Annotated in this window: 22 protein-coding genes; 13 read left to right on the top strand and 9 right to left on the bottom strand. The window is 60.7% G+C overall.

The window, feature by feature from the left end; translation table 11 throughout:
* The first annotated feature begins 44 nt into the window (after positions 1 to 44).
* The gene (locus OHL13_RS01690) at positions 45 to 599 is read left to right on the top strand and encodes a YybH family protein (protein WP_263408379.1); all 555 of its coding nucleotides are present in this window, start codon (positions 45 to 47) and stop codon (positions 597 to 599) included.
* Positions 600 to 670: 71 nt separating this feature from the next.
* On the opposite strand, the gene OHL13_RS01685 is transcribed toward OHL13_RS01690, so the two are convergent.
* The 3 genes from OHL13_RS01685 to acs all read right to left on the bottom strand — a co-directional run bounded on the left by OHL13_RS01685 (position 671) and on the right by acs (position 5,781).
* Positions 671 to 3,046: a PAS domain S-box protein gene (locus tag OHL13_RS01685; RefSeq protein ID WP_263408378.1), complete on the bottom strand. Its 2,376-nt coding sequence runs from the start codon at positions 3,044 to 3,046 to the stop codon at positions 671 to 673.
* 66 nt (positions 3,047 to 3,112) lie between these two features.
* On the bottom strand, positions 3,113 to 3,703 hold the full coding sequence (locus tag OHL13_RS01680; RefSeq protein ID WP_263408377.1) for a hypothetical protein: 591 nt from the start codon (positions 3,701 to 3,703) through the stop codon (positions 3,113 to 3,115).
* Positions 3,704 to 3,822: 119 nt separating this feature from the next.
* On the bottom strand, positions 3,823 to 5,781 hold the full coding sequence (gene acs / locus OHL13_RS01675) for an acetate--CoA ligase (RefSeq protein ID WP_263408376.1): 1,959 nt from the start codon (positions 5,779 to 5,781) through the stop codon (positions 3,823 to 3,825).
* Positions 5,782 to 5,848: 67 nt separating this feature from the next.
* Between acs and OHL13_RS01670 the strand changes: the two genes are divergently transcribed.
* A complete protein-coding gene (locus tag OHL13_RS01670; protein WP_263408375.1) occupies positions 5,849 to 6,037 on the top strand; it encodes a hypothetical protein in 189 nt (62 codons plus the stop codon).
* Between the two features lie 60 nt (positions 6,038 to 6,097).
* On the opposite strand, the gene OHL13_RS01665 is transcribed toward OHL13_RS01670, so the two are convergent.
* Entirely contained in the window at positions 6,098 to 6,676 is a 579-nt protein-coding gene (locus tag OHL13_RS01665; protein WP_263408374.1) for a DUF421 domain-containing protein, read from the bottom strand.
* Positions 6,677 to 6,866: 190 nt separating this feature from the next.
* Here OHL13_RS01665 and OHL13_RS01660 point away from each other — a divergent pair, with 190 nt between their 5' ends.
* Positions 6,867 to 7,463: an outer membrane protein gene (locus tag OHL13_RS01660; protein ID WP_263408373.1), complete on the top strand. Its 597-nt coding sequence runs from the start codon at positions 6,867 to 6,869 to the stop codon at positions 7,461 to 7,463.
* 114 nt (positions 7,464 to 7,577) lie between these two features.
* Here the strand turns inward: OHL13_RS01660 and OHL13_RS01655 are convergent, their stop codons facing one another.
* The 3 genes from OHL13_RS01655 to OHL13_RS01645 all read right to left on the bottom strand — a co-directional run bounded on the left by OHL13_RS01655 (position 7,578) and on the right by OHL13_RS01645 (position 11,295).
* Positions 7,578 to 8,138, bottom strand: coding sequence for a porin family protein (locus OHL13_RS01655; RefSeq protein WP_263408372.1), 561 nt, complete (start codon positions 8,136 to 8,138; stop codon positions 7,578 to 7,580).
* A 117-nt stretch (positions 8,139 to 8,255) separates the two neighbouring features.
* Entirely contained in the window at positions 8,256 to 10,103 is a 1,848-nt protein-coding gene (locus OHL13_RS01650; RefSeq protein WP_263408371.1) for a hypothetical protein, read from the bottom strand.
* 91 nt (positions 10,104 to 10,194) lie between these two features.
* Positions 10,195 to 11,295: an energy transducer TonB gene (locus OHL13_RS01645; RefSeq protein ID WP_263408370.1), complete on the bottom strand. Its 1,101-nt coding sequence runs from the start codon at positions 11,293 to 11,295 to the stop codon at positions 10,195 to 10,197.
* A gap of 381 nt (positions 11,296 to 11,676) precedes the next feature.
* Between OHL13_RS01645 and galE the strand changes: the two genes are divergently transcribed.
* Positions 11,677 to 12,645, top strand: a complete 969-nt coding sequence (gene galE, locus OHL13_RS01640; protein ID WP_263408369.1) for a UDP-glucose 4-epimerase GalE — start codon at positions 11,677 to 11,679, stop codon at positions 12,643 to 12,645.
* A gap of 69 nt (positions 12,646 to 12,714) precedes the next feature.
* On the opposite strand, the gene OHL13_RS01635 is transcribed toward galE, so the two are convergent.
* Positions 12,715 to 13,116 carry a Spy/CpxP family protein refolding chaperone gene (locus tag OHL13_RS01635; protein ID WP_263408368.1) on the bottom strand — a complete coding sequence of 134 codons (402 nt, stop codon included), beginning with the start codon at positions 13,114 to 13,116 and terminating at the stop codon, positions 12,715 to 12,717.
* A gap of 96 nt (positions 13,117 to 13,212) precedes the next feature.
* The gene (locus OHL13_RS01630) at positions 13,213 to 14,142 is read right to left on the bottom strand and encodes a LysR family transcriptional regulator (RefSeq protein WP_263408367.1); all 930 of its coding nucleotides are present in this window, start codon (positions 14,140 to 14,142) and stop codon (positions 13,213 to 13,215) included.
* Between the two features lie 98 nt (positions 14,143 to 14,240).
* On the opposite strand from OHL13_RS01630, the gene OHL13_RS01625 reads away from it, so the two are divergent.
* The 9 genes from OHL13_RS01625 (at position 14,241) to ilvN (ending at position 23,605) form a co-directional block, all read left to right on the top strand.
* Entirely contained in the window at positions 14,241 to 15,422 is a 1,182-nt protein-coding gene (locus OHL13_RS01625) for a 2-isopropylmalate synthase (RefSeq protein WP_263408366.1), read from the top strand.
* Positions 15,423 to 15,590: 168 nt separating this feature from the next.
* Entirely contained in the window at positions 15,591 to 16,667 is a 1,077-nt protein-coding gene (gene leuB / locus OHL13_RS01620) for a 3-isopropylmalate dehydrogenase (protein ID WP_263408365.1), read from the top strand.
* 48 nt (positions 16,668 to 16,715) lie between these two features.
* Complete coding sequence (gene leuC, locus OHL13_RS01615; protein ID WP_263408364.1) at positions 16,716 to 18,131, top strand: 3-isopropylmalate dehydratase large subunit; 1,416 nt, start codon at positions 16,716 to 16,718, stop codon at positions 18,129 to 18,131.
* A 3-nt stretch (positions 18,132 to 18,134) separates the two neighbouring features.
* Entirely contained in the window at positions 18,135 to 18,767 is a 633-nt protein-coding gene (gene leuD / locus OHL13_RS01610; protein ID WP_263408363.1) for a 3-isopropylmalate dehydratase small subunit, read from the top strand.
* A gap of 15 nt (positions 18,768 to 18,782) precedes the next feature.
* Positions 18,783 to 20,483, top strand: a complete 1,701-nt coding sequence (gene ilvD / locus OHL13_RS01605; RefSeq protein ID WP_263408362.1) for a dihydroxy-acid dehydratase — start codon at positions 18,783 to 18,785, stop codon at positions 20,481 to 20,483.
* Positions 20,480 to 20,662 (top strand): Imm27 family immunity protein, encoded by a 183-nt coding sequence (locus tag OHL13_RS18655; RefSeq protein WP_399255028.1) that lies wholly within the window; start codon positions 20,480 to 20,482, stop codon positions 20,660 to 20,662. The genes ilvD and OHL13_RS18655 overlap by 4 nt, the downstream gene beginning before the upstream one ends.
* Positions 20,663 to 20,692: 30 nt before the next feature.
* A complete protein-coding gene (gene ilvB, locus OHL13_RS01600; RefSeq protein WP_263408361.1) occupies positions 20,693 to 22,444 on the top strand; it encodes a biosynthetic-type acetolactate synthase large subunit in 1,752 nt (583 codons plus the stop codon).
* Positions 22,444 to 22,968 (top strand): hypothetical protein, encoded by a 525-nt coding sequence (locus OHL13_RS01595; RefSeq protein ID WP_263408360.1) that lies wholly within the window; start codon positions 22,444 to 22,446, stop codon positions 22,966 to 22,968. The genes ilvB and OHL13_RS01595 overlap by 1 nt, the downstream gene beginning before the upstream one ends.
* Positions 22,969 to 22,987: 19 nt before the next feature.
* Positions 22,988 to 23,605, top strand: a complete 618-nt coding sequence (gene ilvN, locus OHL13_RS01590) for an acetolactate synthase small subunit (protein WP_263408359.1) — start codon at positions 22,988 to 22,990, stop codon at positions 23,603 to 23,605.

Raw genomic sequence — 23,605 nt, 5'->3', positions numbered from 1 at the left:
CGTGCGGAGCATATCATCTGTGTCGAAGAGAGGTTTTAGAGAAGATGCGTCGATCGTTCCTTTGGCTTGCGGCTGCGGTGTTTGCCGTGGCGACACAGACGGCTACGGCCCAGCTTGGATTCGGACAAAGCAACCAGCCGAAGCCCGCGGGCAGTCCGTTGTCAGTGCCGACCCTGTCGCCGGGCGTTGTCTTCCTGATGGAGCTGGAAGGCCGGTTCAACCTGGCCGTGGAAAAGGGCGGCGGTAAGGCCTTTGCCAGCTGGTTTGCCGACGACGCCGTGGTATTGAATAACGGCCGCGCGGCCACCATGGGCAAGCTGGCCATCAGCGAACAGGCCACGTGGGACCCGAAGGAGTACCAGTTGAGCTGGCAGCCACAGGGAGCGCAGATGCTGCCCAGCGGCGACAGCGGCTTCACCTGGGGCCACTACGAAGGCCATTCCAAGGACAAGAACGGACAGCCCGTCGTGGTGGAGGGCCGCTACATCACGCTCTGGAAAAAAGTGAACGGAGAGTGGAAGGTAGCCATGGACGCCAGCGCAAACGACGCTCCGCTGGCCGGCGAATGCTGCGCGCTGCCGAAGCCGGGAGCGAAGTAGTTGTGAGTTCAGAGTTGTTCGTTGCGAGAAGCAGGTATCTCCGCTGCGCCGCGAGATGACAAAGCAAAAAATTAGCGCAGGTTGCTGCTGGGGCGGCTGGGCAGGGTGAAGAAGAAGGTCGAGCCCCGGCCCAGGGCGCTTTCCACCCAGATGTCACCGCCGTGCTGCTGGACGATGGACCGGCAGATGGCGAGACCGAGGCCGGTGCCGCCCTTGGCGCGGGAGTCGGAGGCATCCACCTGCTGGAAGCGTTCAAAGATCAACTCCAGCTTGTCCTCCGGAATGCCGCGGCCCTGGTCCTGCACCTGGATGCAGACCTCGCCATCCGGCTCATTGTGGGCGGCCAGCAGGATCTCACTTCCCTCTGGAGAGAACTTGATGGCGTTGGAGATCAGGTTGGTGAGCAGTTGCAGCACGCGGTCCGGGTCGGCCCAGGCATGGACATTCTCGATCTGGAAGCGGAAGCGAATGCCCGCCTTGGCGGCGGAGGTCTGCTGCAGTTCTGCCGCGCGATGACATAGCTCGCCGATGGAGACGTTGGCCTGGTGCAGCTCGGCCTTGCCGCTGCCGATACGCTCCAACTCCAGAATGTCGTTGACCAGGTTGATGAGCCGGTCGGTGTTACCAACAGCGATGTCGAGCATCTGCCGCGCTTTATCCGGCCGCGTCTGCAGGACTCCGCTGGCCACCATGCCGAGGGCCGCGCGCAGCGAGGTGAGCGGCGTACGCAGCTCATGCGAGACGGTGGAGACGAACTCATCTTTCATGCGATCCAGCTCGCGTCTGGCGGTTGTGTCCGCAAAGGCTACGACGACACCGACCGCTTCCCCGTCGTCGAGCAGAGGGGTCGCAACGTAATCCACCGGGACGCTGGTGCCGTCCTTGCGCCAGAAGATCTCGTCGCTGACGCGCACCGGCTCGGAGAGGTGCACGGCTTCCTGGATCTTTGAACCTTCGTGCGGGTTCGGTGAGCCATCGGCGCGTGTGTGGTGGATGGTGTCATGCAGGTTCAGGCCGAGCAGGTCCTGCGGCTTGTAGCCGAGAATCTGCGCGCCTGCCGGGTTCGCTACGGTGATGGAGCCGGAGAGGTCTATACCGAGGATGCCGTCGCCGACGCTGGCCAGGATGGAATCGCTCTGGCGGCGCAGGACGCGCAGGCGCTCTTCAGCACGCACCTTCTCGGTGATGTCGATGCCGAAGCCGAGCACGTAGGCGGTGCGGGCATCGAGCCGGACGAGGCGGTTGCGATACGCGAGCACGTGCGTGTCGCCGTTGCGATGGCACAGGCGAAGCTCGCCCTTGGCCTCGCCGCTGCTGCCAATCTCGCGCAGATAAAGACCGAGGGAGTCGGCTTCGTCTTCGGGAACGAAGTCGCCCAGCGGGCGGCCGACCATCTCTTCAATGCTGTAACCCAGGCTGGCTGCGCCGTAGCTATTGACACTGATCAGCGTGCCGTCTTCCGCGTGGGTGAAGACCATGCCGAGGGAGCCTTCAATCAACTGGCGATAGCGAGCTTCACTCTCCCGCAAGGTGGCTTCGGCCTCGCGCTGCAGCGTGACGTCAATACCGGTGGCGATGATGAAGGCAACTTCGTTCTGCTCATCCAGCAGGCCGGTGGCCGTCCATGCAATGTGGCGCAGGCTGCCTTCGCGCGTCCGCCAGAAGTTTTCAAAGGTGGCCGGGAAGTTGCCCTGCGCGATGCTCTCAAAGGTCGCGATGGAGTCTTCGACATCTTCCTCGGGAATCAGCTTCTGCCAGAGCGGCTGGCCCATCAGGTCAGAGACCTGGTAGCCGGAGATGACCTCGCAGGCACGATTGAAGCGCACGACGCGCCCCGCGGTGTCGAGCACCACAACCAGGGCACCGACCGTATCCAGTACGGCTGAGACGAAGTTGCGCTCAACGGTGAGCGCCGTCTCGACGCGCTGGCGGGTGCGTGCCACGCGGTCCATGGTGCGCATGCGCGTGGTCAGCTCCAGACGGGTGACGATCTGCCGGGAGAGCACCTCCATCGCCAGAACCTGTTGCTCGTTCAGCGTGCGTGGCACCGTGTCCAGAATGCAAAGCAGGCCGATGCGCGCGCCCTCCGGCGTGATGAGCGGAGCTCCGGCGTAGAAGCGGTAGGTACTGCCGTCGATCTCGATTCCGTCCGCGCCAAAGCGCTTGTTGCGCGACAGGTCCGGAATCTCGTAGAGGTTGACGTCCTGCAGGGTTTCGTCGCCGGGAAAGGCAGTGCGAGCGAACTCGGAGGTCTGCCACAAGGGATGCGACTTGAACCAGATGCGGTCAGAGTCCAGAAAGCCAATGGCGACCGCCGGTGCATTGCAGATCTGTGCGGCCAGGCGTGCAATGTCGTCCAGCGCGGAGTCAGCCGGCGTGTCGAGAATCTCATATTGCTCAAGCGCGCGGAGCCGTAACTGTTCGTCCCGTACCAGGGTGCTTTTCATTGCCTACTCACCTTATGCATCCTACGCATTCGGAAAGGCAAGAGAAACCGTGTTGGCCTGGCAGATTCAGCGCAGATTCAGTTCAAAGCGCGCAATGGTGACCGGACGCATGGAGGTGATGGAGCCGTAGCCCTGGCTTTCGCCGCGCTCCACGGAAAAGCGGCCAAAGCGCGTGCTGAAGCCAGCAGTGGCTACCAGGCCATGGGCACGGTCGAGGGCGCGCAGACCTGCATCGAGGTTGATGCGCCCATACAGCGAGCGGGCGATGCTGCGTATCTGCATGGAGGAGTTTTCCGGTGCCTGCGGCAACCGGCGCAACATGCCCCCGGCATACAAGGGCAATTCGCCCATCTGACCGAAAGCCGGATGAGAGACAGAAAGAGCGTTGTACGGCGACAGCGGCAGGTAGCTGCGCATTCTGAGGCGGCTGGTCCACTGCTCAAACCGACCGGCTGAGGGGGCAGAAGGAGCCGTGTACGCAAAGTCTGCTTGTAGAACGTGGAGGGTAGGCGCCTGAAAGAGGGCCGGGAGATGAAGAACAGTTGCCGGGGAAACATCCAGGTCGCCGCTGTTCTCGGAGTCACGTTCCGCGGCGCGCATCATGGTGGCGGCGCACACGAGTGTGAGACAAACCGAGGCTATCGCTGCCAGACGCATCCCTGATCTCCTTGCTTACTCTGACCATCGGCGCATCACGCAGGATGCATGAGGCGCCGGGAAAAAGAATTGCAAGCTAGGATGCAGGCGGGCAGAGAGTGTCTGCCCGCCATCAGGAATTATTCGTCGTTCTCGCGCAGCTTGGCTATGACACCGAAGTCTTCGAGGGTGGTGGTGTCGCCCTTGACGTCGCCGGTGGTCGCCAGCTCGCGCAGAAGGCGGCGCATGATTTTGCCGGAACGGGTCTTGGGCAGGGTCTGCGTGAAGCGCAAGTCATCGGGACGCGCCAGCGCGCCGATCTCCTTGGCCACCCACTTGCGAAGCTCCTGCTTCAGATCTTCGGTGGGGGTGACGTGCTCTTCCAGCGTGACGAAGGCTGCGATAGCCTGCCCCTTCAGGTCGTCCGGACGGCCGACGACCGCAGCCTCCGCAACAGCGGTGTGGGCGACCAGGGCGGACTCGATCTCGGCGGTGCCAAGGCGGTGTCCGCTGACGTTGATGACATCGTCAACGCGGCCCATCAGCCAGAAGTAGCCGTCCTCGTCGCGCCGTGCGCCGTCGCCGGTGAAGTAGGCCCCGGGAATTTCAGACCAGTAACCGGCGACGTAGCGATCCGGGTTGCCGTAGATGGTGCGCGCCATCGAGGGCCAGGGCTTGCGGATAACCAGCAGGCCGCCGTGGCCCGGAGGCACCGGCTCGCCTTCCTTGGTGACAATGGCCGCGTCAATGCCGAAGAACGGCACGGTCGCCGAACCGGGTTTGGCGGCAATGGCGCCGGGGATGGGCGTGATCATATGCGCGCCGGTCTCGGTCTGCCACCAGGTATCGGCGATGGGGCAGCGCTCATGGCCGACCTCGCGGTGGAACCACATCCATGCCTCGGGATTGATGGGTTCGCCAACGGTGCCGAGCAGACGAAGTGAGGCCAGGGAATGCTTCTTGACCCACTCATCGCCCCACTTGATGAAGGCGCGGATGGCGGTGGGCGCTGTGTAGAAGATAGTGGCCTTGTGCCGGTCAATGATCTCCCAGAAGCGGTCGGGCTGCGGGTGGTTCGGCGCGCCCTCGTACATCAGGACGGAAGTGCCGTTCTGCAGCGGGCCATAGACCACGTAGCTGTGACCGGTGATCCAGCCAATGTCGGCCGTGCAGAAGTAAACATCGTGCTCCTGCAGGTCGAAGACGTACTTGCTGGTGAGGTAGGTCCCCACAGCGTATCCGCCGGTGGTGTGGACCAGGCCCTTGGGCGTGCCGGTGGTACCGGAGGTGTAGAGGATGAAGAGAGGGTCTTCGGAGTCCATGGGCTCAGCCGGGCAGTTGGGCGAGACCTTCTCGACCAGTTCATGCCACCAGAAGTCGCGGCCATCGACCATGGTCTGCTCGCTGCCGGTACGGCGATAGACGAGGACGGACTTGACGGAGGGGCACTGCTTCAGCGCCTCGTCCACGGTGGGCTTCAGCTTGACCTCCGCGCCGCGGCGGTAGCTGCCGTCCTGCGTGATGACGGCGGAACACTCGGAGTTGTTGATACGGTCGACCAGAGCGTGCGCCGCGAAGCCACCGAAGATGACATTGTGGACGGCGCCGATGCGGGCGCAGGCGAGGAGGGCGATGGCCAGCTCCGGGCACATACCCATGTAGATGGCGACGCGGTCGCCCTTCCGGACTCCGATGTGCTTGAGCATGTTGGCGGCGCGCTGCACTTCGGACAAAAGATCGGTGTAGGTGAGGGTGCGGACCTCGCCCGGCTCGCCTTCCCAGATGATGGCCGGCTTTTGCGCGCGGCTGCCCAGCGCATGGCGGTCGACAGCGTTGTAGCAGAGGTTCAGCTTGCCGCCGACAAACCATTTGGCCCACGGAAGGTTCCATTCCAGGACCTTGTCCCAGGGCTCGAACCAGTCGAGCTCGCGTGCGGCGTCTGCCCAGAACTCTTCAGGCTGATCGATTGAGCGGCGGTACATCGCGTCGTATTGTTCGCGCGATTTAATGTGGGCCTTCTCAGAAAACTCCGCCAGAGGCTGGAAGACCCGGTTCTCACGTAACAGTGAACTAAAGCTTGTTTCAGACACAGTCGACATGCGGCTCCTAATGAGACGACGATTGTACTTTCTCAAAACAACGACTGGCCACAGGTACACTCAGCGCATGGAATTCCACTGGGGCGCGATCTTTGGTTTCTTGTTCGGCTTTATGTTCGGCATAGGCTGCGCGCTGGCCGTGATGTACTCCATTTATACAGGCGGATATCGCGCGGCTTTACGCGATGCGCGGCTTGCGGAGCCTCCGGAGCGGTACCAGAAAGCTGTTGCAAAAATCGACAAAGCGCAGGGATAAGAGTTCCGGCGGCTGTCCTGAGGAATGGACAGTTTTCGCGGAGCGCGGCGGGAGCGCGTCTTAGGACTGCTCCAGCTGCGCACGCAGGGCGGCAATCTCCTTCCGCAGCGACTCGATGCTGAGCTTCAGATCGCTGGCGGTCTGTTCTGCGAAGGAGGGCTTTCTGCCCTCGACGTAAAAGGTCCCGTTGGGTTGCAGGCTACAGAGGTCGACGGACTCCAGAGAGGCAAAGCCTTCTTTGTGCATGACCGTGAGCAGGTCCTGGTCGGTGAGGTGTTCCTTCTCCATCGCCTTGCGGTCGATTTCGCCGTGGCGGATGAGGATGGTTGCTTCTCCCTGGAGGGCGTGGTCCAGCTTGGGAGAGCGGAAGAGCAGGACACTGATGAACCAGTTGATGGCCAGCAGGGCAAATGCGCCGATGACGCCGCCGGAGACCGAGTTGTCGTCGCCGATGATGGCATTCTGCACGGTGTTGGAGAGGGAGAGAAGAACGACCAGGTCAAAGGGGTTGAGCTGGGCCAGTTCCCGCTTTCCAAACAGCCGGAGAAAGACGATAAGACACAGATAAACAATGACCGGGCGCAGAATTTTCTCGAGCAGAGTGACGGTCTGGGGCAGGTGAAACATATGTTCGAGCATCGGTTGCGGTCTCCAGGATGGGGCAGGCAGATTTCTGCCGAAGGATACCTCACCGCAGATGGTGCAGAATCGTCCAACCGGGGACGGCATCTGGACAGGTACAATTGTTTGCAGTGGATTGCTCCAGTCTTTTTGCCGGCCAGACTCTGGCGGTGGAGTTCCGCGCGATTTTGAAGGGATTGACCGAAGCATGATGAAGAGGATGTTGTTGGGTGCACTGCTGCTGAGTGCCGGCAGTGCAATGATGGCGCAGGAGAGCCGGCAGGACATTAGCGTGAGTGCTATCGGCGTCTGGCAGCCCCAGGTCAACGGAAACGGCTCCCAGTTGAATGCCAGCATGACGATGGGCGGTTTGCTCAGCTATCGTTACCTGGTAACCCCGCGCAGCGGCCTGGAGCTGAACTACTCCTTCTCGCAGTACACGGATTACTACCGCACCAGCTTCACGCGGCCCGCTGTGCACGTCCGTCAGCAGGAGATTACCGGCGCGTATGTGTATTCGCGCAATTACAAGAACTACAACCCCTTTGTTGAAGTTGGCGTAGGCGGCTACATTATGAGCCCGATCCGCGACTTCGGCACCACCAGCCTGGACACGAAGCAGAACACCAACATCGGCGCCCTGTTTGGCGGCGGCGTGGCCTATGAGCTGAGCCCGAGCTGGGATCTGCGCCTGGAATATCGCGCCTTCGTTCTGAAGGCACCGAACTTTGGCCTGGATGCCGTCGCGACCCGTCGCTACACCGTCATCTCCACACCGGCGGTCGGCTTCGCATACCACTTCTAAAACAGCTTCCGCAGCAACAGAAAAGCCCCGGCCATCGCCGGGGCTTTTCTGCCTGGTGAGAATACCAGGTTGTCTTGAGCAAGAGTCCCAGGGCCCAAACCCTGGGATTCTTGCTTAGTGCTTCGGGAAACGGCTGTCAGAGCCGAAGTGGTAGGCCACGCCGAAGGAAACCACCTGGGGCGAGAGGCCGTTCGGCGGGAAGCTGAGCCACCGCTGGTACTCGTAGTCGAAGACACGGACGTTGATGCGCGGATGGACCCGGACGTCAAGGCCACCGCCGCCGGCAAACAGGTTGTAGGCCAGGTTGGCGACGTCGTTGGGATAGTTGTAGACGCCACGGCCATACATGGCTTTGACATAGGGACGGAAGAGGCCGTCCTTGTACTGGCGGGTGTAGCGCGGACCTATCTCGTAGGTGCGCTCATACATCTTGCCCGGGCTCGGCTGGTTGACCTGGTGGAAGACGCCTTCAATGCCCCAGTGAGGACGGAAATCCAGATCGAAGTAGAGGTTGAACCCACGGTATTTCTCGGGCGCATAGTCAGATTTTGCGATGGAATAACCGCCACCCGCCTGAAGGTCGAACTTCCTGCTTGCGGTGTAAACGGACTGAGCGCGCGCGACAGGCAGCGCGGCTGCCAGAGAGACAAAGAAAATGAATGACTTACGAAGCACTTAACACAACCCTTCCCTGACCCGTATACATGCATTTATGGGGCCATACAACACCAAACTTTTCTCACACAAAATAAGACGGGGCCTTGGCGGCCCCGTCTTACGGTGAAGCATGGACTAGTTTTGGGGAGGGGTTGCGGTTCCTGCGGCCGGAGGAGCAGCAGCCGGAGCTGCGTCCTGTGCCGCAGGAGGTGCTGCCTGCTGCGGAGCCGCCGTAGCGCCTCCTGCAGCAGGAGCCGCAGGGGCGGTGTAGTAGCTGAGCCGCATGTAAACCGGCGTGATCTCGAAGGGCATCTTGTCGCGCGGATTCAGGATAGGCTCCTGGGCTGCGTGCAGAGTGATGACCTGGTCAGTCCAGGGGTCGAACTTGAGGAAGCTGCCCAGCGGCATGGCTGCCATCTGCTTCAGGTCTTTGACGTCCAGCTTCTGTCCCTTGGCCTGTATGGCAGCCAGCCAGAAGGTGGTGTCCTTTTCGCTCTTGGTCAGACCATCGCCGATCATCGGCTTGTTCAGGTCAGGCAGAGCCTTGACGCGCTCGGCCAACTGCTGGAGGTACAGGCCGAAGTAGCCTGAAGCTTCCTGCAGTTCCTTGGCATTCAGCAGTTCCACGGTCTTCTTGGCGGCTTCCTCGTTGTCCTTATCCGTGTGGTGCATCGGGATATGGGTGAAGGCCGAGGTATCCGGAAAGAGCAGGCGGTCGCTGAAGGCGTACTTGGTATCCAGGCGGTGGCCCAGGATAACGTGCGCCACACCGAAGGCCAGAATGGCGTTCAGGTTGCCGGCCTGCTGTGCGCCATCGGCGGTCACCACGGCGGTGGTGTCGATCAGGCTCTTGCTCAGCAGAACGGTGTTACCGATGGCCAGCGACTCGAGCGGCTCCGTGAGCAGCGTGCGGACGCGGATGGGACGCGAGAGCGGAATCTGGTTATAGGCCAGGATGTTGTTGGCCAGCGCCTCAAGGGTCTTATCGAACTCGCTGGGAGCGGCCAGCAGACCGGCCTTGGTCAGACGGTCGATAACGTTGTCCTCGGCCTGCTGCACCCACTCACGCTGCGCGCCGAGGGGGCTGACGTCCTGCGCCTCGTTGGAGACGTCGGTGGCACCCTGCACCTCAACCGAGGTGTTCTCGACTTCCTTTTCGGGCACCTTCAGGGCGTAGCCCCAGACGTGACCGGTGGCCTTGAATTTGACGATGTTGCCCGGAACCTTCGGATTGCTCTCCTCGACGTAGAAGGAGTTCGGAAGCCAGATGTCGGGCTGCACGTTGGTGCGCCAGCTATCGAAGTGGTAGTACTCGCTGTGGGTCGCCTGGCTGCCATTGAAGCTGCCGTTGAAGCGAACGATGTTTCCACCGCGACGCTCAATCCAGATGCGGCCGAAGAAGCGGCCATAGCCACCCTTGGCGGGCTGGACGTCGAAGATCGTCGTCGGAACCGAACCCAGGAAGTCGTTGCGGACGAAGAAGAAGTTGTAGTGCTCGCGGTCGAAGTCCTTGGAATCGACGAGCAGCATCTGCATGAAGCCAGCTTCATTGAACTCCAGGTTCAGAGCCTTGCCCAGGCCGGTGAGGTAGCCGAGCGAGTTCTTGAAGAAGCCGAACTTGCCGCCGCTGCCGGAGCTCTTGGAGGCCTGGTAGCTGGTGTCACCAATGACCTTGCTGAACGAGATGCGGCCCAGGAAGTGCTGGTCCGACTCCGGGACCTGCAGAAGCTCCGGATCCGGCTTCATGGTCTGGATGTAGACCTCAGTCAGCGGAGAGCGCTCCTTGAGCACCTTGATCACCTCGGCCTCACGCGCGATAGCGCGATCAATCAGCTGGTTCTGGGCTGGGGTGGGCTTGGTGTAGCCGGTATCGTCCGTCTGCTTTTTCTTGCCAGGCAGGAGCTTAATTGCGTGTGCAGGCGTCGAAATGGCGACGATCGAGGCGAGGGCCAGGCCTGCCATGCAGGATTTACGAAGAATCATACGGTTCTGACTCCTAGGCGGGGGGAAGCCGCTTTTCTTTCAGTAGATGACGTTCAAATTACTTCAAATCGACAGCGAAGCGCTGAAAACCTTACAACATCTGGAAGCCCACGTTGACCACGCCCGACCATTCTACCGGCTGACCGTTGGACATGGCAGGGGAGAACTTCATTCCCTGGACGACGCGTACCGCCGCCTCATCAAGACCATGCCCTAGACCACTGCTGACGCCGAGCACCTGCACAGCGCCGGAGGCAGCAACCCGGACCTTTACGTAGACGGTGCCTTCCAGGTGCAGCTTACGAGCTTCTTCCGTGTACTCCGGCTTGGGCTTGAACAGCACCTTGGGTGGCGTGGTTGCCGACACCTGCGCCGGGCCCATTGGCTTCGGCATAGGTGGAGGCGTTGTCTGACCAAGATTCACAGGACCGGCAACGCGTCCTGTGGAGTTCAGAGGACCGGTGCCGCCCGCGACACCGAGCTTTACACCCTGGACCGGACGGGAAGCATTGTCCGTGCCGCCGAGCTTGCCATTCGGTGAACCGGAGCCGAGGTTGACCTTGGTTGAGGCCGGGCCCATGCCGCTGCCCGGAGGCATGCCCTGCATGCCACGCTGCCCCAGGTTGACCGGGCTGGTTGCCGGGCCCTGCATGGGAGCGATGGGATTATCTGTCTTTCCAAGGCTTACGGCCGAGGGGGTTGGCGAGTTATTGACGACACTGGCGGCCTGAGCATGGCCCAGGTTGACTTTGACGGGAGCCGGCGGCGGCTGAACCAGCTTTGGAGGAGCCGGCTGCAGAACGACGGGCTTTGGGGTTTCCATCTTGATCTCAGGCGGCTTGGGAACATCCGGCAGCTTGGTCTCAGGAATCTTGATCTTGGGGGGCTCCGGTGGGATGACCGGGGGCTTGGGGAGGATCTTCGGCTTGGGCGGCTCTGGCTTGGGCTCAAGCGGCTTCACGGGAATGGGCGCCGTCAGCATGGTGAGCTTATGGCGTTCAGAGACTTTCTTCGCGGCGGCGCTCAAAATGGCCGCAATCACGAGAATGGTGACATTGATGACCACAGCGGTGAAGACCGAACCACGGCCTTGCTTGCCCGTCTGCATGACACCGAAGTGGGAAAAAGCTACTTCCTTCTTCTGGCCGTCTTGCGCGGTTTGTGTTGGTCCGTTTTGGGTGAGTCGTGCCATGTTTTATCTCGTCCTCGGAACTGCGCTTTCCTCGTCCTTCGCACAAACGCATTCTTGCTGCAACGGTCGCAACCGCTTCACCAAGGCAATGGAAAAACAAGAATGCCGCGGCAAGGATCTAACATCTAGGTCGGTTGTGGCCGGGCTACAGCAAGGGGTCAACTCGGGGGATTCGGCCACGAGCCGGGGGGTAATATCACTATCTTGCGTAAACCCTTGTGCGAAAGCAACGAAAAAAGTCATGAAATCAGACATCTGGATAGATTGCCCCTCCGCGATACGTCGTTCGGCGAGCAAGAGTTCCATGGTCCGACCGCCGGGTTTGACTTGCAGGGGGAGCGCCGCTGATACATTGGTTGCAGAAAGTTGAAATTTGGTTCGATGAATTTTCTGGTGACCGGCGGAGCCGGCTACATTGGCGGCACAGTCTCGCGCATCCTGCTGCAGCAGGGAGCAAATGTCACTATTTACGACAATCTTTGCCACGCGAAAGCCAGTGCACTCCCCAAGCAGGCGACCTTCATCCAGGGCGATCTACAGGACCGCCCGTTGCTGGAGGACACACTCCAGCAAGGCAAGTTTGATGCCATTCTTCATTTCGCCGCCCTGATTGAAGCGGGCGAGAGCATGAAGCGGCCGGAACTTTACTTTCGTAATAACACCGGCGGCACACTGAGCCTGCTGGAAGCTATGTTGGCGACCGGTCAGAACAAGCTGGTCTTCAGTTCCACGGCCGCCTGCTACGGCGAGCCGGAGTCAACGCCGATTCTGGAAACCGCAAAACTGCAGCCGACCAACGCCTATGGAGAGTCCAAGCTCCTGTCCGAGACAATGATGCGCTGGATGAGCGAGATCCACGGTCTGCGGTACGCCGCGCTCCGTTACTTCAATGTTGCCGGAGCGATTGAAGGCTATGGCGAGGCTCATGAACCCGAGTCGCACCTGATTCCGCTGATTCTGGACGTCGCGCTAGGCCGCCGGGAATCGATCAAAATTTTTGGTCAGGATTACGACACGGTCGACGGGACCTGCGTCCGTGACTATATCCACGTGCAGGACCTGGCCGATGCCCACGTGCTGGCGCTGAAGGCGCTGGAAGAACCAGGACACCACATCTTCAACATTGGCAGTGGCGAAGGTTTCACTGTGCGCCAGGTGATTGATTCTGCAAGGAAGATCACCGGCAAGCCGATTTCGGTGATTGAAGAGCCGCGCCGCGCCGGCGACCCGGCGGTGCTGGTTGCCAGTTCGGAAAAGATCAAGAACGAGCTTGGCTGGAAGCCGAATTTCCCGGAGCTGGACCAGATCATCGCGTCCGCCTGGGAGTGGCATCAGAAGCGATACGCGTAAGTAGGGGAGATCCCACCCATGCGCAAAAGAACGCGCATGGGTGGGTCACCCGGAATCCCAAAAGCACCTTTATTGCGGAGGGGGAGCGGGACGTCCGCCGCCGCGCATCTGCGACTGCATTTCGTCGTAGGTCTTCTTCTGGTCGTCGGTCAGAATGGCTTTGACCTTGTCGGAGAAGTCCTTTTGAATCTCCATCATCTTGGGACGCATGGTTTCCATGTCGCCACCGCTGGCGCGGAGATCGGCGGACTTCTTGTCGCGGTCAGCGATCAGGTCCTTGACCTTGGCGGTCTGATCGTCGGTCAGGTTGAGCCGGGTCTTCATCATGTCGAGCTGCCGGGCGCTGCGTTCCGCCGGGGACATCTGTCCCATGCCGCCGCCCATTCCCTGCGCGTGAGCGCTGAGTGTTGCCAGACCGAAAGTACAGGCAGCCAGGATGGCTGCCCGCAGTGCAAATCGTTTCAGGTTCATGGTGGTTCACCTCTGCCCTGCATCGGCGCGCCGACCTTTGCGGGCGCACCCACTGAGGAAACGTTCCAGGAGGAAGAATTGTCTCGCCTGGAGGAATTAATTTCCGGTGCGTGTCACGCGCTCGGCCTGGAAGTAATAGGGATCGCCGTGGTGGATGGCATACTCCTCGGCAATTTTGAGGAAGGCGCGTGCGGTATGCGACAGAGCGGTCTGCTTGCGGTAGACCACGCGGAGCTTGCGCTCGAAGTTCAGCTCGCGGGCCTTGATCTCGACCAGGGAGCCGGAACGGAGCTCCGCGGCAACGGTGAGCTTGGGAGAAAGCGCGACGCCGTTCCCCATGGCGACAAAGCGCTTGATGGCGTCCAGCGAGGGCAGTTCCACCCAGATGGGCAGCTTGGTACGGTGCTGGGCGAAGGTCTGGAAGACACGCTGGCGCTGTGGAGAGGCGATATTGTGGGCGACAAAGCGCTCGCGGCCCAGTTCTTTGACGCTGGCCGTGCCAGCTTTGGCCAGGGGGTGGTTGGGGCTGACGACGCAGGCCAGCTCGTCGCGAAAAATGACGACGGAGCGGAGTTGCGGGTCAGACGGCTGGAAGCTGAGCACGCCGAGTTCGACCGAGTTGGCCAGGACATCGTCGCCGATGCGGCTGGCGAGCGAACGCTGGACCTCTACCTTTACCTGTGGATGGCGGCGGGTGTATTCGTGGATGAGCGGCAGCAGACACAGGCAGGTGTACTCGTTGGCCGCCAGCAGAAGCCGGCCACGGTGGAGTGAGCGCAGATCCTTCAGGGCGGAGCCGGCCTCGTCGCGCAGGTTTACGAGCTTGATGGCGTACTCGCGCAGGACCTCTCCGGCGTCCGTCAGGCTGCCGGTCTGGCGCTCGAAGAGTGACTCCCCCAACTCGGTCTCCAGCTTTCCGATGACCTGGCTGATAGCCGGCTGGGTACGGTGCAGGCGCAGCGCGGCGCGGGAGAAGCTTTTTTCCTCAGCAACGGCGAGGAAGGTTTCCATCTGAAACAGGTCCACGGACGGCTCGCTTATCAGGGTATTAGAAGTGCTAATCGGCCAGACGGGCCCGATAAGTGGGGTTTATCATAACCGGAAGCAGAGGTATAAGGCCAAGTATGTCGACCAACGACCGAGTTATCTTTTTCGACACAACGCTTCGTGACGGCGAGCAGTCGCCCGGTTGCACGATGCATCACGACGAGAAGCTGCGGTTTGCGCATCAACTAGCCCTGCTGGGCGTGGACATTATCGAGGCGGGTTTCCCGATCGCCTCGGACGGCGATTTCGAGTCGGTGCACTCGATTGCGCGTGAGGTCGGACGCGACGGCAAGGCTCCGCGCATTGCCGGGCTGGCGCGCTGCAAGCGCGAAGACATTGAGGCTGTGGCGAAAGCCGTGGCTCCGGCGGCGAAGAACCGCATTCATACCTTTATTGCGTCGAGCGATCTTCACCTGGAGGTGAAGCTGCGCATCAGCCGCCAGCAGGCGCTGGACCAGGCGGGCGAGATGGTTGCCCTGGCCAAGAGCCACTGCGAGGACGTGGAGTTTTCCGCCGAAGATGCGACGCGGTCGGATATCGACTTCCTGTGCAAGCTGACGGAGGTCGCCATCCAGGCGGGAGCGACAACGATCAACCTGCCGGATACGGTGGGCTACTCCACCCCGGCGGAGTACCAGGCGATGTTTGAGACGGTGCGCTCGCGGGTTCCGAATGCGGCGCAGGCGATCTTCTCCACGCACTGCCATGACGACCTGGGACTGGCGACGATCAACACGCTGAATGGATTGTTGGGCGGAGCGCGGCAGGTGGAGGTCTCCATGCACGGCATTGGAGAGCGCGCGGGCAATGCTTCGCTGGAAGAGGTTGCGGCGATCCTGACGGTCCGGAAAGACCAGTATCCCTACTCCCACGGGCTGGACCTGAAGCAGATTGGCGCGACCAGCGCGATGCTGGACAAGATCATCAGCTTTACTCCCTCGCCTAACAAGGCGATTGTGGGCAAGAACGCGTTTGCGCATGCCAGCGGCATTCACCAGCATGGTGTGCTGGCCAATCCGCTGACCTACGAGATTATGACGCCGGGACACTTTGGCGTAGTAGCCAATACGATTGTGCTGGGCAAGCACAGCGGCCGTCGCGGGCTGGAGCAAAAGCTGAAGGAACTGGGCTACAACTTCAACCGTGAACAACTGGATGAGGTCTATCACCGCTTCACGGCGCTGGCTGACCGGAAGAAATCGATCTATGACCAGGATATTGTTGGCTTGATTGAGGCGGAGACGGCGCCGCTGGTATGACGGCGTTGCGCGTGATCTTCGGGATCCCCGCAGTTGTTGGGGGTGTCTATATGTGGATCACGCCCAACAAGAAGATTCGTAACAGTTTGGCAACATCGTTTTTTGTTTATTCAGCTCTCTACATCGCAGTCTTCCATTTTTGGCTAAAGGCCCTTTGATAAGGAACGAATGAATCTCAAGATTGCAGTATTGGCCGGTGATGGGATTGGCCCGGAAGTTACGAACGAAGCTCTGAACGTACTGAACGCGGTGGCGAAGCATGGGGGGCATAGCTTTACCTACACCGACTTGCTGATTGGTGGGGTGGCGATTGATGCCGAGGGGACTCCGCTGCCTCAGGCGACCATTGATGGCACGCTGGCTGCCGATGCTGCCCTGCTGGGTGCTGTAGGCCACAACAAGTTCAACTCGTTTCCGCCGAGCCAGCGCCCCGAGGCTGGGCTGCTGAAGATCCGCTCCGTGCTGGGCGGTTTTGCCAACCTGAGGCCTTCGGTGGCGTACAAGCCGCTGGCGGATAACTCGGCGCTGCGCCCGGAGATTACCGAGGGCGTGGACATTATGTTTGTCCGCGAGCTGCTGGGCGGGTTGTACTTTGGCGAGCCGCGCTGGTGGAACCGTGAAGAGAAGCTGGCGCACAACACCATGGTGTATTCGGAAGCCGAGGTGGAGCGCGTGGCGCGCATTGCCTTCAAGCTGGCGCAGGGACGCAAGAAGAAGGTGACGAGCGTCGACAAGGCGAACGTGCTGGAGGTCTCGCAACTGTGGCGCTATGTGGTGGACCAGGTGGCGAAGGACTTCCCCGATGTGACGCTGGAGCATCAGCTGGTGGATTCGATGGCGATTCATTTGATGAACCGTCCGAAGGATTTTGACGTGGTGCTGACGGAGAACCTGTTTGGCGACATTCTGTCGGACGAGGCCGGTGTGATCACGGGATCGCTGGGCATGCTGCCTTCGGCAACGCTGGGCGGCAAGGTGAACCTGTATGAGCCGGTGCATGGGTCGGCGCCTGATATTGCGGGCAAGGGGATCGCGAATCCGATTGGAGCGATTCTGACGGCGGCGATGGTGCTGCGTCACTCGGCTGGGCTGGAGAAGGAAGCCAAGGCGGTGGAAGTGGCCGTGGCCGAGGTGCTGGCTGCTGGCTATCGCACCGCGGATATCGCGCGTGGCGATATTGCGGGACAGAAGAAGGTTTCGACCGGCGAGATGGGCAAGGCCGTACTGGACGCCATCCAACTTTAGTTTCTTGTTTGTCATCCCGTAAGGGATCTGCTTTTTGAGGGAATTGCAATGCCGCAAACGATGTTTGAAAAAGTCTGGCAGAACCACCTCGTCGCGGAACCAGCGGGCGAGCCGGCTCTGATCTATATCGACCTTCAGCTGGTCCACGAGGTCACCTCGCCACAGGCCTTTGATGGTCTTCGCCTGGCTGGTCGCAAGCTGCGCCGTCCGGACCGCCATATTGCCACTGTGGACCACAATGTGCCGACGACCTCGGCCGCGGACCGTTTGAACATCCTGGACCAGACCAGCGCCGCGCAGGTGAATGCGCTGCGCAAGAACTGCAAGGAGTTCGGCATCGAGTTCTTCGATGTGCAGGACGCTTCGCAGGGCATTGTGCACATGATTGGGCCGGAGCTGGGTGCGACCAAGCCGGGCATGACGATTGTGTGTGGCGACTCGCACACGAGTACGCATGGTGCGTTTGGTGCGCTGGCGTTTGGCATTGGCACCAGCGAAGTGGAGCATGTGATGGCCACTCAGACGCTGTCGCAGCCGAAGCCGAAGACCTTCCGCATTACCGTGGATGGCGAGCTGCCGTATGGCGTGACTGCGAAGGACATTATTCTGCACATCATTGGCTTGATCGGCACCGATGGCGCGACCGGCTATGCGGTGGAGTATGCGGGTTCGGCGATTCGTGCGCTTTCGATGGAAGGTCGCATGACGATCTGCAACATGAGCATTGAGGCGGGCGCACGCGCCGGCATGATCGCTCCGGATGAGACGACGTTTGCGTACCTGATGGGCCGCCGCTTCTCGCCGAAGGGTGCGGAGTGGGACAAAGCCGTGGCCGAATGGAAGACTCTGCCCACCGACGAAAGCGCGACCTTCGACCGCGAGCTGCACATCAACGCCGCTGACATTACGCCGACGGTGAGCTGGGGTACTTCGCCTGGCATGGTGACCAGCATTGCGTCGCGAGTTCCCTCGCCTGAGGACGCGACCAACGAGATTGATCGCAAGGGTTATGAGCGCGCGCTGGAGTACATGGGTCTGACGGCGGGAACGCCGATGGAAGAGATTGCGATTGATCGCGTCTTCCTGGGATCGTGCACGAACGGACGCATTGAAGACCTGCGCGCTGCTGCGGAAATTGTGAAGGGACGTCATGTAGCCAAGACGGTCTCGGCGATGGTGGTTCCGGGATCACAGGCGGTGAAGCGCCAGGCTGAGGAAGAAGGTCTGGACACGATCTTCAAGGCCGCTGGCTTTGAGTGGCGTGAGCCGGGATGCAGCATGTGCCTGGGCATGAATCCGGATATTTTGTCGCCGGGCGAGCGTTGTGCCTCGACCAGCAACCGTAACTTTGAGGGTCGCCAGGGCCGTGGTGGACGGACGCATCTGGTCTCGCCGCAGATGGCTGCTGCCGCCGCTATCACTGGACATTTCACCGATATTCGTACCTGGAACGGAGGCAAGTAACTCATGCAGCCCATCAACAAAATTACTTCCGTTGCCGTGCCGCTGGATCGCGCGAATGTGGATACAGACCAGATTATTCCGAAGCAGTTTTTGAAGCGCATTGAGCGCACGGGGTATGGCGAGTTTCTGTTCTTTGACTGGCGCTATAACCAGGATGTTGCGGATGATGTTTCGCCGAACCCAGAGTTTGTGATGAACGCTCCGCAGTACAAGGGCGCGCAGATTCTGCTGGCAGACAAGAACTTCGGCTGCGGGTCATCGCGCGAACATGCGGCGTGGGCGCTGGCGGATTATGGCTTCCGCGTGGTCATCGCGCCGACGTTTGCGGACATCTTCTTCTCGAACGCGGGCAAGAACGGCATTGTGCTGGCTCGTTTGACGGAGGCCGAGGTGGCGACGCTGATGGAGCGCGCGAAGATTGCGGGCTATGAGATTACGGTCGACCTGGAAGCGCAGACGGTGACCGATGCGCAGGGCTTCAAGGCGAGCTTTGAGATTGATCCCTTCCGCAAGTACTGCCTGCTGAATGGGCTGGATGATATTGGCCTGACGCTGCGCCATGTGGCGGAGCTGGACAAGTTTGAAGCAAAGCATAACAACGAATTCTGGTCGGCACCGAAGACCGTAACCGCGTAAGCAAGAAGGAAGACTGTGAGCGAGAAACTTAGCCCCGCAAAAACGAACTCTATCGCGTTGACCGAAGGTCCGAACCGTGCTGCGGCGCGCAGCTATCTGCGCGGCGTTGGCTTCAGCAAAGAAGACCTGCATAAGCCCATCATCGGCATTGCCAATACGTGGACGGAGATTGGGCCGTGCAACTTTCACCTGCGCCAGGTGGCCGAGGCCGTGAAGCAGGGCATTCGTGAGGCGGGCGGCACGCCGATGGAGTTCAACACCGTCACGATCTCGGACGGCATCACCATGGGCACCGAGGGCATGAAGGCTTCGCTGATCTCGCGAGAGGTGATTGCCGATTCGATTGAGTTGGTGGCGCGCGGCAACAGCTTTGACGGGTTGGTTTGCATTGCCGGCTGCGATAAGAACATGCCTGCGGCCATTATGGCGCTGGCGCGGCTCGATATTCCGGGGATGATGCTGTATGGCGGCTCGATTATGCCCGGCAAGCTGCCGCAGGCAGATGGCTCCACCAAGGAGATCACAATCCTGCAGGTCTTCGAGGCGATCGGCTCGCACGCCGCCGGCAAGATCAACGACGATCAGCTGGAAGCCGTGGAAGCGGCGGCCTGCCCTGGACCGGGTGCGTGCGGTGGACAGTTTACGGCGAACACGATGGCGATGGCGGGTGAGTTTCTTGGTATCTCGCCGATTCAGCTGACGGGCGTTCCTGCCATGTCTGCCGAGAAAGCACATGCTTCGCGCGAGGCGGGCAAGCTGATGATGAAGCTGGCGGAGGCTGGCATCAAGCCGTCGCAGATTTTGACCAAGCAGTCGATTGAAGATGCGATTGCGGCGGTGGCGGCTTCGGGTGGATCGACGAACGCGGTGCTGCACCTGATTGCGATTGCGCATGAGCTGAAGATTCCGCTGTCGATGGAAGACTTCGACCGCATCAGCGAGCACACGCCGCACATCTGCGACATGAGCCCGGGCGGCAAGTATGCGGCGAAGGATTATCAGGAGGCCGGTGGATCGCGTCTGCTGGCCAAGCGCCTGCTGGATGCGGGGCTGATCAAGGGTGACACCATCACCGTGACGGGCAAGACGCTGGCGGATGAGGCGAAGGATGCGGTGGAGACGCCGGGACAGCCGGTGATCTATCCGGTGGAGGCTCCGCTGAAGAAGACGGGCGGGCTGGTGATCCTGAAGGGCAACCTTGCTCCGGATGGCTGCGTGATCAAGGTGGCTGGACACGAGCGCATCTATCACCAGGGACCGGCGCGTGTGTTTGATTCGGAAGACCTATGCTTTGCAGCGGTAGAGGCTGGACAGATCAAGCCGAACGATGTGTGCGTGATTCGCTATGAGGGTCCAAAGGGCGGACCGGGTATGCGTGAGATGCTGGCGGTGACGGCGGCGATCAAGGGTATCCCCGAGCTTTCAGAGACCGTTGCCCTGCTGACCGATGGACGCTTCTCTGGAGCAACACGCGGGTTGATGGCGGGCCACGTCGCTCCTGAGGCGCAGGAGGGTGGACCGATTGCCGCTGTGCGTGAGGGCGATCTGATTACCTTCGACATTCCGAACCGCAAGCTGACGCTGGAGATCAGTGAAGAAGAGCTGGCGAAGCGGTTGAAGGAGTTCAAGCCGAAGGAAGCGCGGTATAAGCGCGGCGTGTTTGCGAAGTATGCGAATACGGTGAGCAGCGCGAGTTTAGGAGCTGTGACGTCGTGAATCTAGATGGTTTGGAAAAGATTGCTACGACCGATGGGGGTTGGACAACGCTCTACCGTAGCAAAGTAGATGGCCTCTTATTGCAGAGATCTTTTCCAAACAGCGAAATGCACGGCGGCGGCCCAGCCCTTTGGCAGTATTTGACAGAGGAAGAAGCAAAGCAGCGTTTCGACATTTGAAGTAACTAACTATTTCAGTAGGAGGAATATATGACCGACACCATCGATGCCATCCGTAACACCACGCTCACGGGCTCCGAGATTCTTTGGGCCACCCTGGTAGGCGAGGGTGTCGAGACGGTCTTCGGCTATCCGGGCGGAGCCATTCTTCCGATCTATGATGCGTTGCGCAAGTTCCCCATTCACCATGTGCTGGTGCGCCATGAACAGGGCGCATCGCACATGGCCGATGGATACGCGCGTGCCAGCGGTAAGGTGGGCGTTTGTATGGCCACCAGCGGCCCTGGTGCGACCAACCTTGTGACCGGCCTTGCCACAGCCATGCTGGACTCGATTCCGATGGTTGCGATCACAGGACAGGTTTCTAGCAAGGTGCTTGGCTCCGATGCCTTCCAGGAAGTGGACATCACCGGCATCACGCTGCCGATTACGAAGCACAACTTCCTGGTGACGCGCGCTGAGGACATTGCTTCCACGGTTCGCCTTGCTTTCCAGATTGCGAAGAGCGGCCGCCCCGGCCCGGTACTGGTCGACATCACCAAGGACGCGCAGCAGGCCACCGCGATCTTCAACTTTGATGAAGCCGCGCCTGCCCCGGCACGTCCGCACCCGATGCTGCGCGCGGAGTCGAGCGCGATTCTGCAGGCGGTGGAGTTGATCAAGGCTGCGAAGAAGCCGGTGATTCTTGCGGGCCATGGCATCAATCAGTCAGGCGCTGAGGCTGAGGTGATCGCTTTTGCCGAGCGCATGCATATCCCCGTTGCCAGCACTCTGCTGGGCCTGGGCAGCTTCCCTGCCTCGCATCCGCTGAGCCTGGGCATGATGGGCATGCACGGCGAATCGTGGGTCAACCATGCCATCCAGGAGGCTGACCTTCTGCTGGCCTTCGGCATGCGCTTTGACGATCGCGTGACCGGCAACCTGGCTTCGTATGCGCAGAATGCGAAGAAGATCCACATTGAGATCGATCCTTCTGAGATCAACAAGAACGTAAAGGTGGACGTTGCCCTGATCGGCGACCTGCGTGAGGTGTTGAAGACCCTTCTTCCCATGCTGCCCGCCTCCAGCGATGCAGGCTGGTTGAAGCAGATCACCGCGATGAAGGGTGATGCCGCCGTGCGCGACATTATCAATCTTCCGGACAACGGTCACCTGTACGCCGCACATGTCATTCATGACATCTGGCGCGAGGCGGTGGCGGCCGGCCGCGAGAAGGAGACGATCATCGTCACCGATGTGGGCCAGCACCAGATGTGGGAGGCGCAGTACTTCCGCCACAACGCTCCGCGTACGCTGGTGACCAGCGGTGGCCTGGGGACGATGGGTTTTGCGCTGCCGGCAGCGATCGGAGCCAAGATGGCATGCCCGGAGAAGGATGTCTGGGTGATTGCCGGCGATGGCGGCTTCCAGATGACGGCATCGGAACTGTCGACGATTATGCAGGAGGGGCTGCACATCAACATCGCGGTGATCAACAACGGCTTCCTGGGCATGGTGCGTCAGTGGCAGGAGGCGTTCTATGACAAGAACTATTCATGCTCGCCGATCCTGTCGCCGGACTTCGTGATGCTGGCGGGGGCGCATGGTATTCCCGCAGCAAACGTCTCAAAGCGCGCAGAGGTAACACCGACGGTGACCAAGGCGCGTACGGGCGATATGCCGTTCCTGATCAACTTCTCGGTGGAGAAGGAAGATGGCGTGTACCCGATGATCGCCCCAGGAAGCGCGTTGCATGAGATGGTGCGCCGTCCGAACCCGTTGATTGAGACGGCGGAGGATTAATGATCCGCGCGACGTTTGCGACCACCTTTACGCTCGGCATCGCGCTGGGGCTGGCCGGATGTAACTCCGCGCCTGCCCCAGTGCCTCCGACGAAGGAGTCAGTAAAGCCTGTGGTGACGTATCCGGCTCGTCCGTCGGTGGCTCCGGCTGCTTTTACGGTGCTGCACTTCAACCCGGATACGTCGACCTTCACGCTGATCGCCAAGGAAGATGCAACCGACGATGAGCTGATTGCGACGGTATGGCAACTGCGGGACGCGGCGCGGAGTGGTTCGCTGGAGACGTTGAAGATCAAGACTCCGGCTGGCAATGATCTTCGTACGTCCATCTATCGCGGGAAGAAATGCGCGACGGAGAAGTATGCGCCTGGAGCTCCGCCCTGCGGCGGCAGCTATCACGGCGCGGCGGATTACACGATGTCGAAGCTGCCGGGCAAGGTGTGGGACAAGGGTTTGCTGCACCGGGCTGATGGCAAGGATATTGAACTGTGGGACACCGATGCTCCCTACACCGCAACGAAGTAAAGCATAGAAAGAAGACCCAATGCTGCACACCTTTATTGCACTCGTAGATGACAAACCCGGCTCACTGACGCGCGTCGCTTCCCTCTTCCGCCGCCTCTCGGTCAACATCGTATCGCTCACCGTGGGTGAGAGCGAGCGGGAGGGCGTCTCTCGCATGACGATCGTCGCGGAGGCTCCGGAGAACGCGGCGCACCGTATCCGTGCCTCGCTGTACAAGCTGGAAGTCACGCGCGATGTGGACGAGGTCGGCCGCAGCGAAGCCGTGATCCGCGAACTTTGCCTGATCAAGGTGGCTGCCGGCCCACACGCTCCGCACGGGTTGCACTCGCGCACGCAGATCTTTGAGCTGGCCAATGTCTTCCGCGCTCGCGTAGTGGACCTGGCGCCGGAGTCCATCATGCTGGAGATGACTGGATCGGCTTCGAAGATTGAGGGGCTTTTGCAGGTCCTGCTTGAGTCAAACTATGAGGTGCTGGAGGTCTCCCGTACAGGCCGCATGGCCATGCGCCGCGGACAGCACACCAGCAAGGTGCTGAAGGCGCTGGGAACCAAGTCAGCGGCGGAGCAAGCGGTCGCGTATCCTGACCGGCCGGAAGAGGATGACCTGCCGAACCAGTTTGAGGAAGACGAGACATAG

It is taken from the genome of Terriglobus tenax, from assembly GCF_025685395.1.
Lineage (GTDB): Bacteria > Acidobacteriota > Terriglobia > Terriglobales > Acidobacteriaceae > Terriglobus > Terriglobus tenax.
Note: the sequence above shows the minus strand (reverse complement) of the source record. Positions and strands in the feature narration are given on the sequence as shown.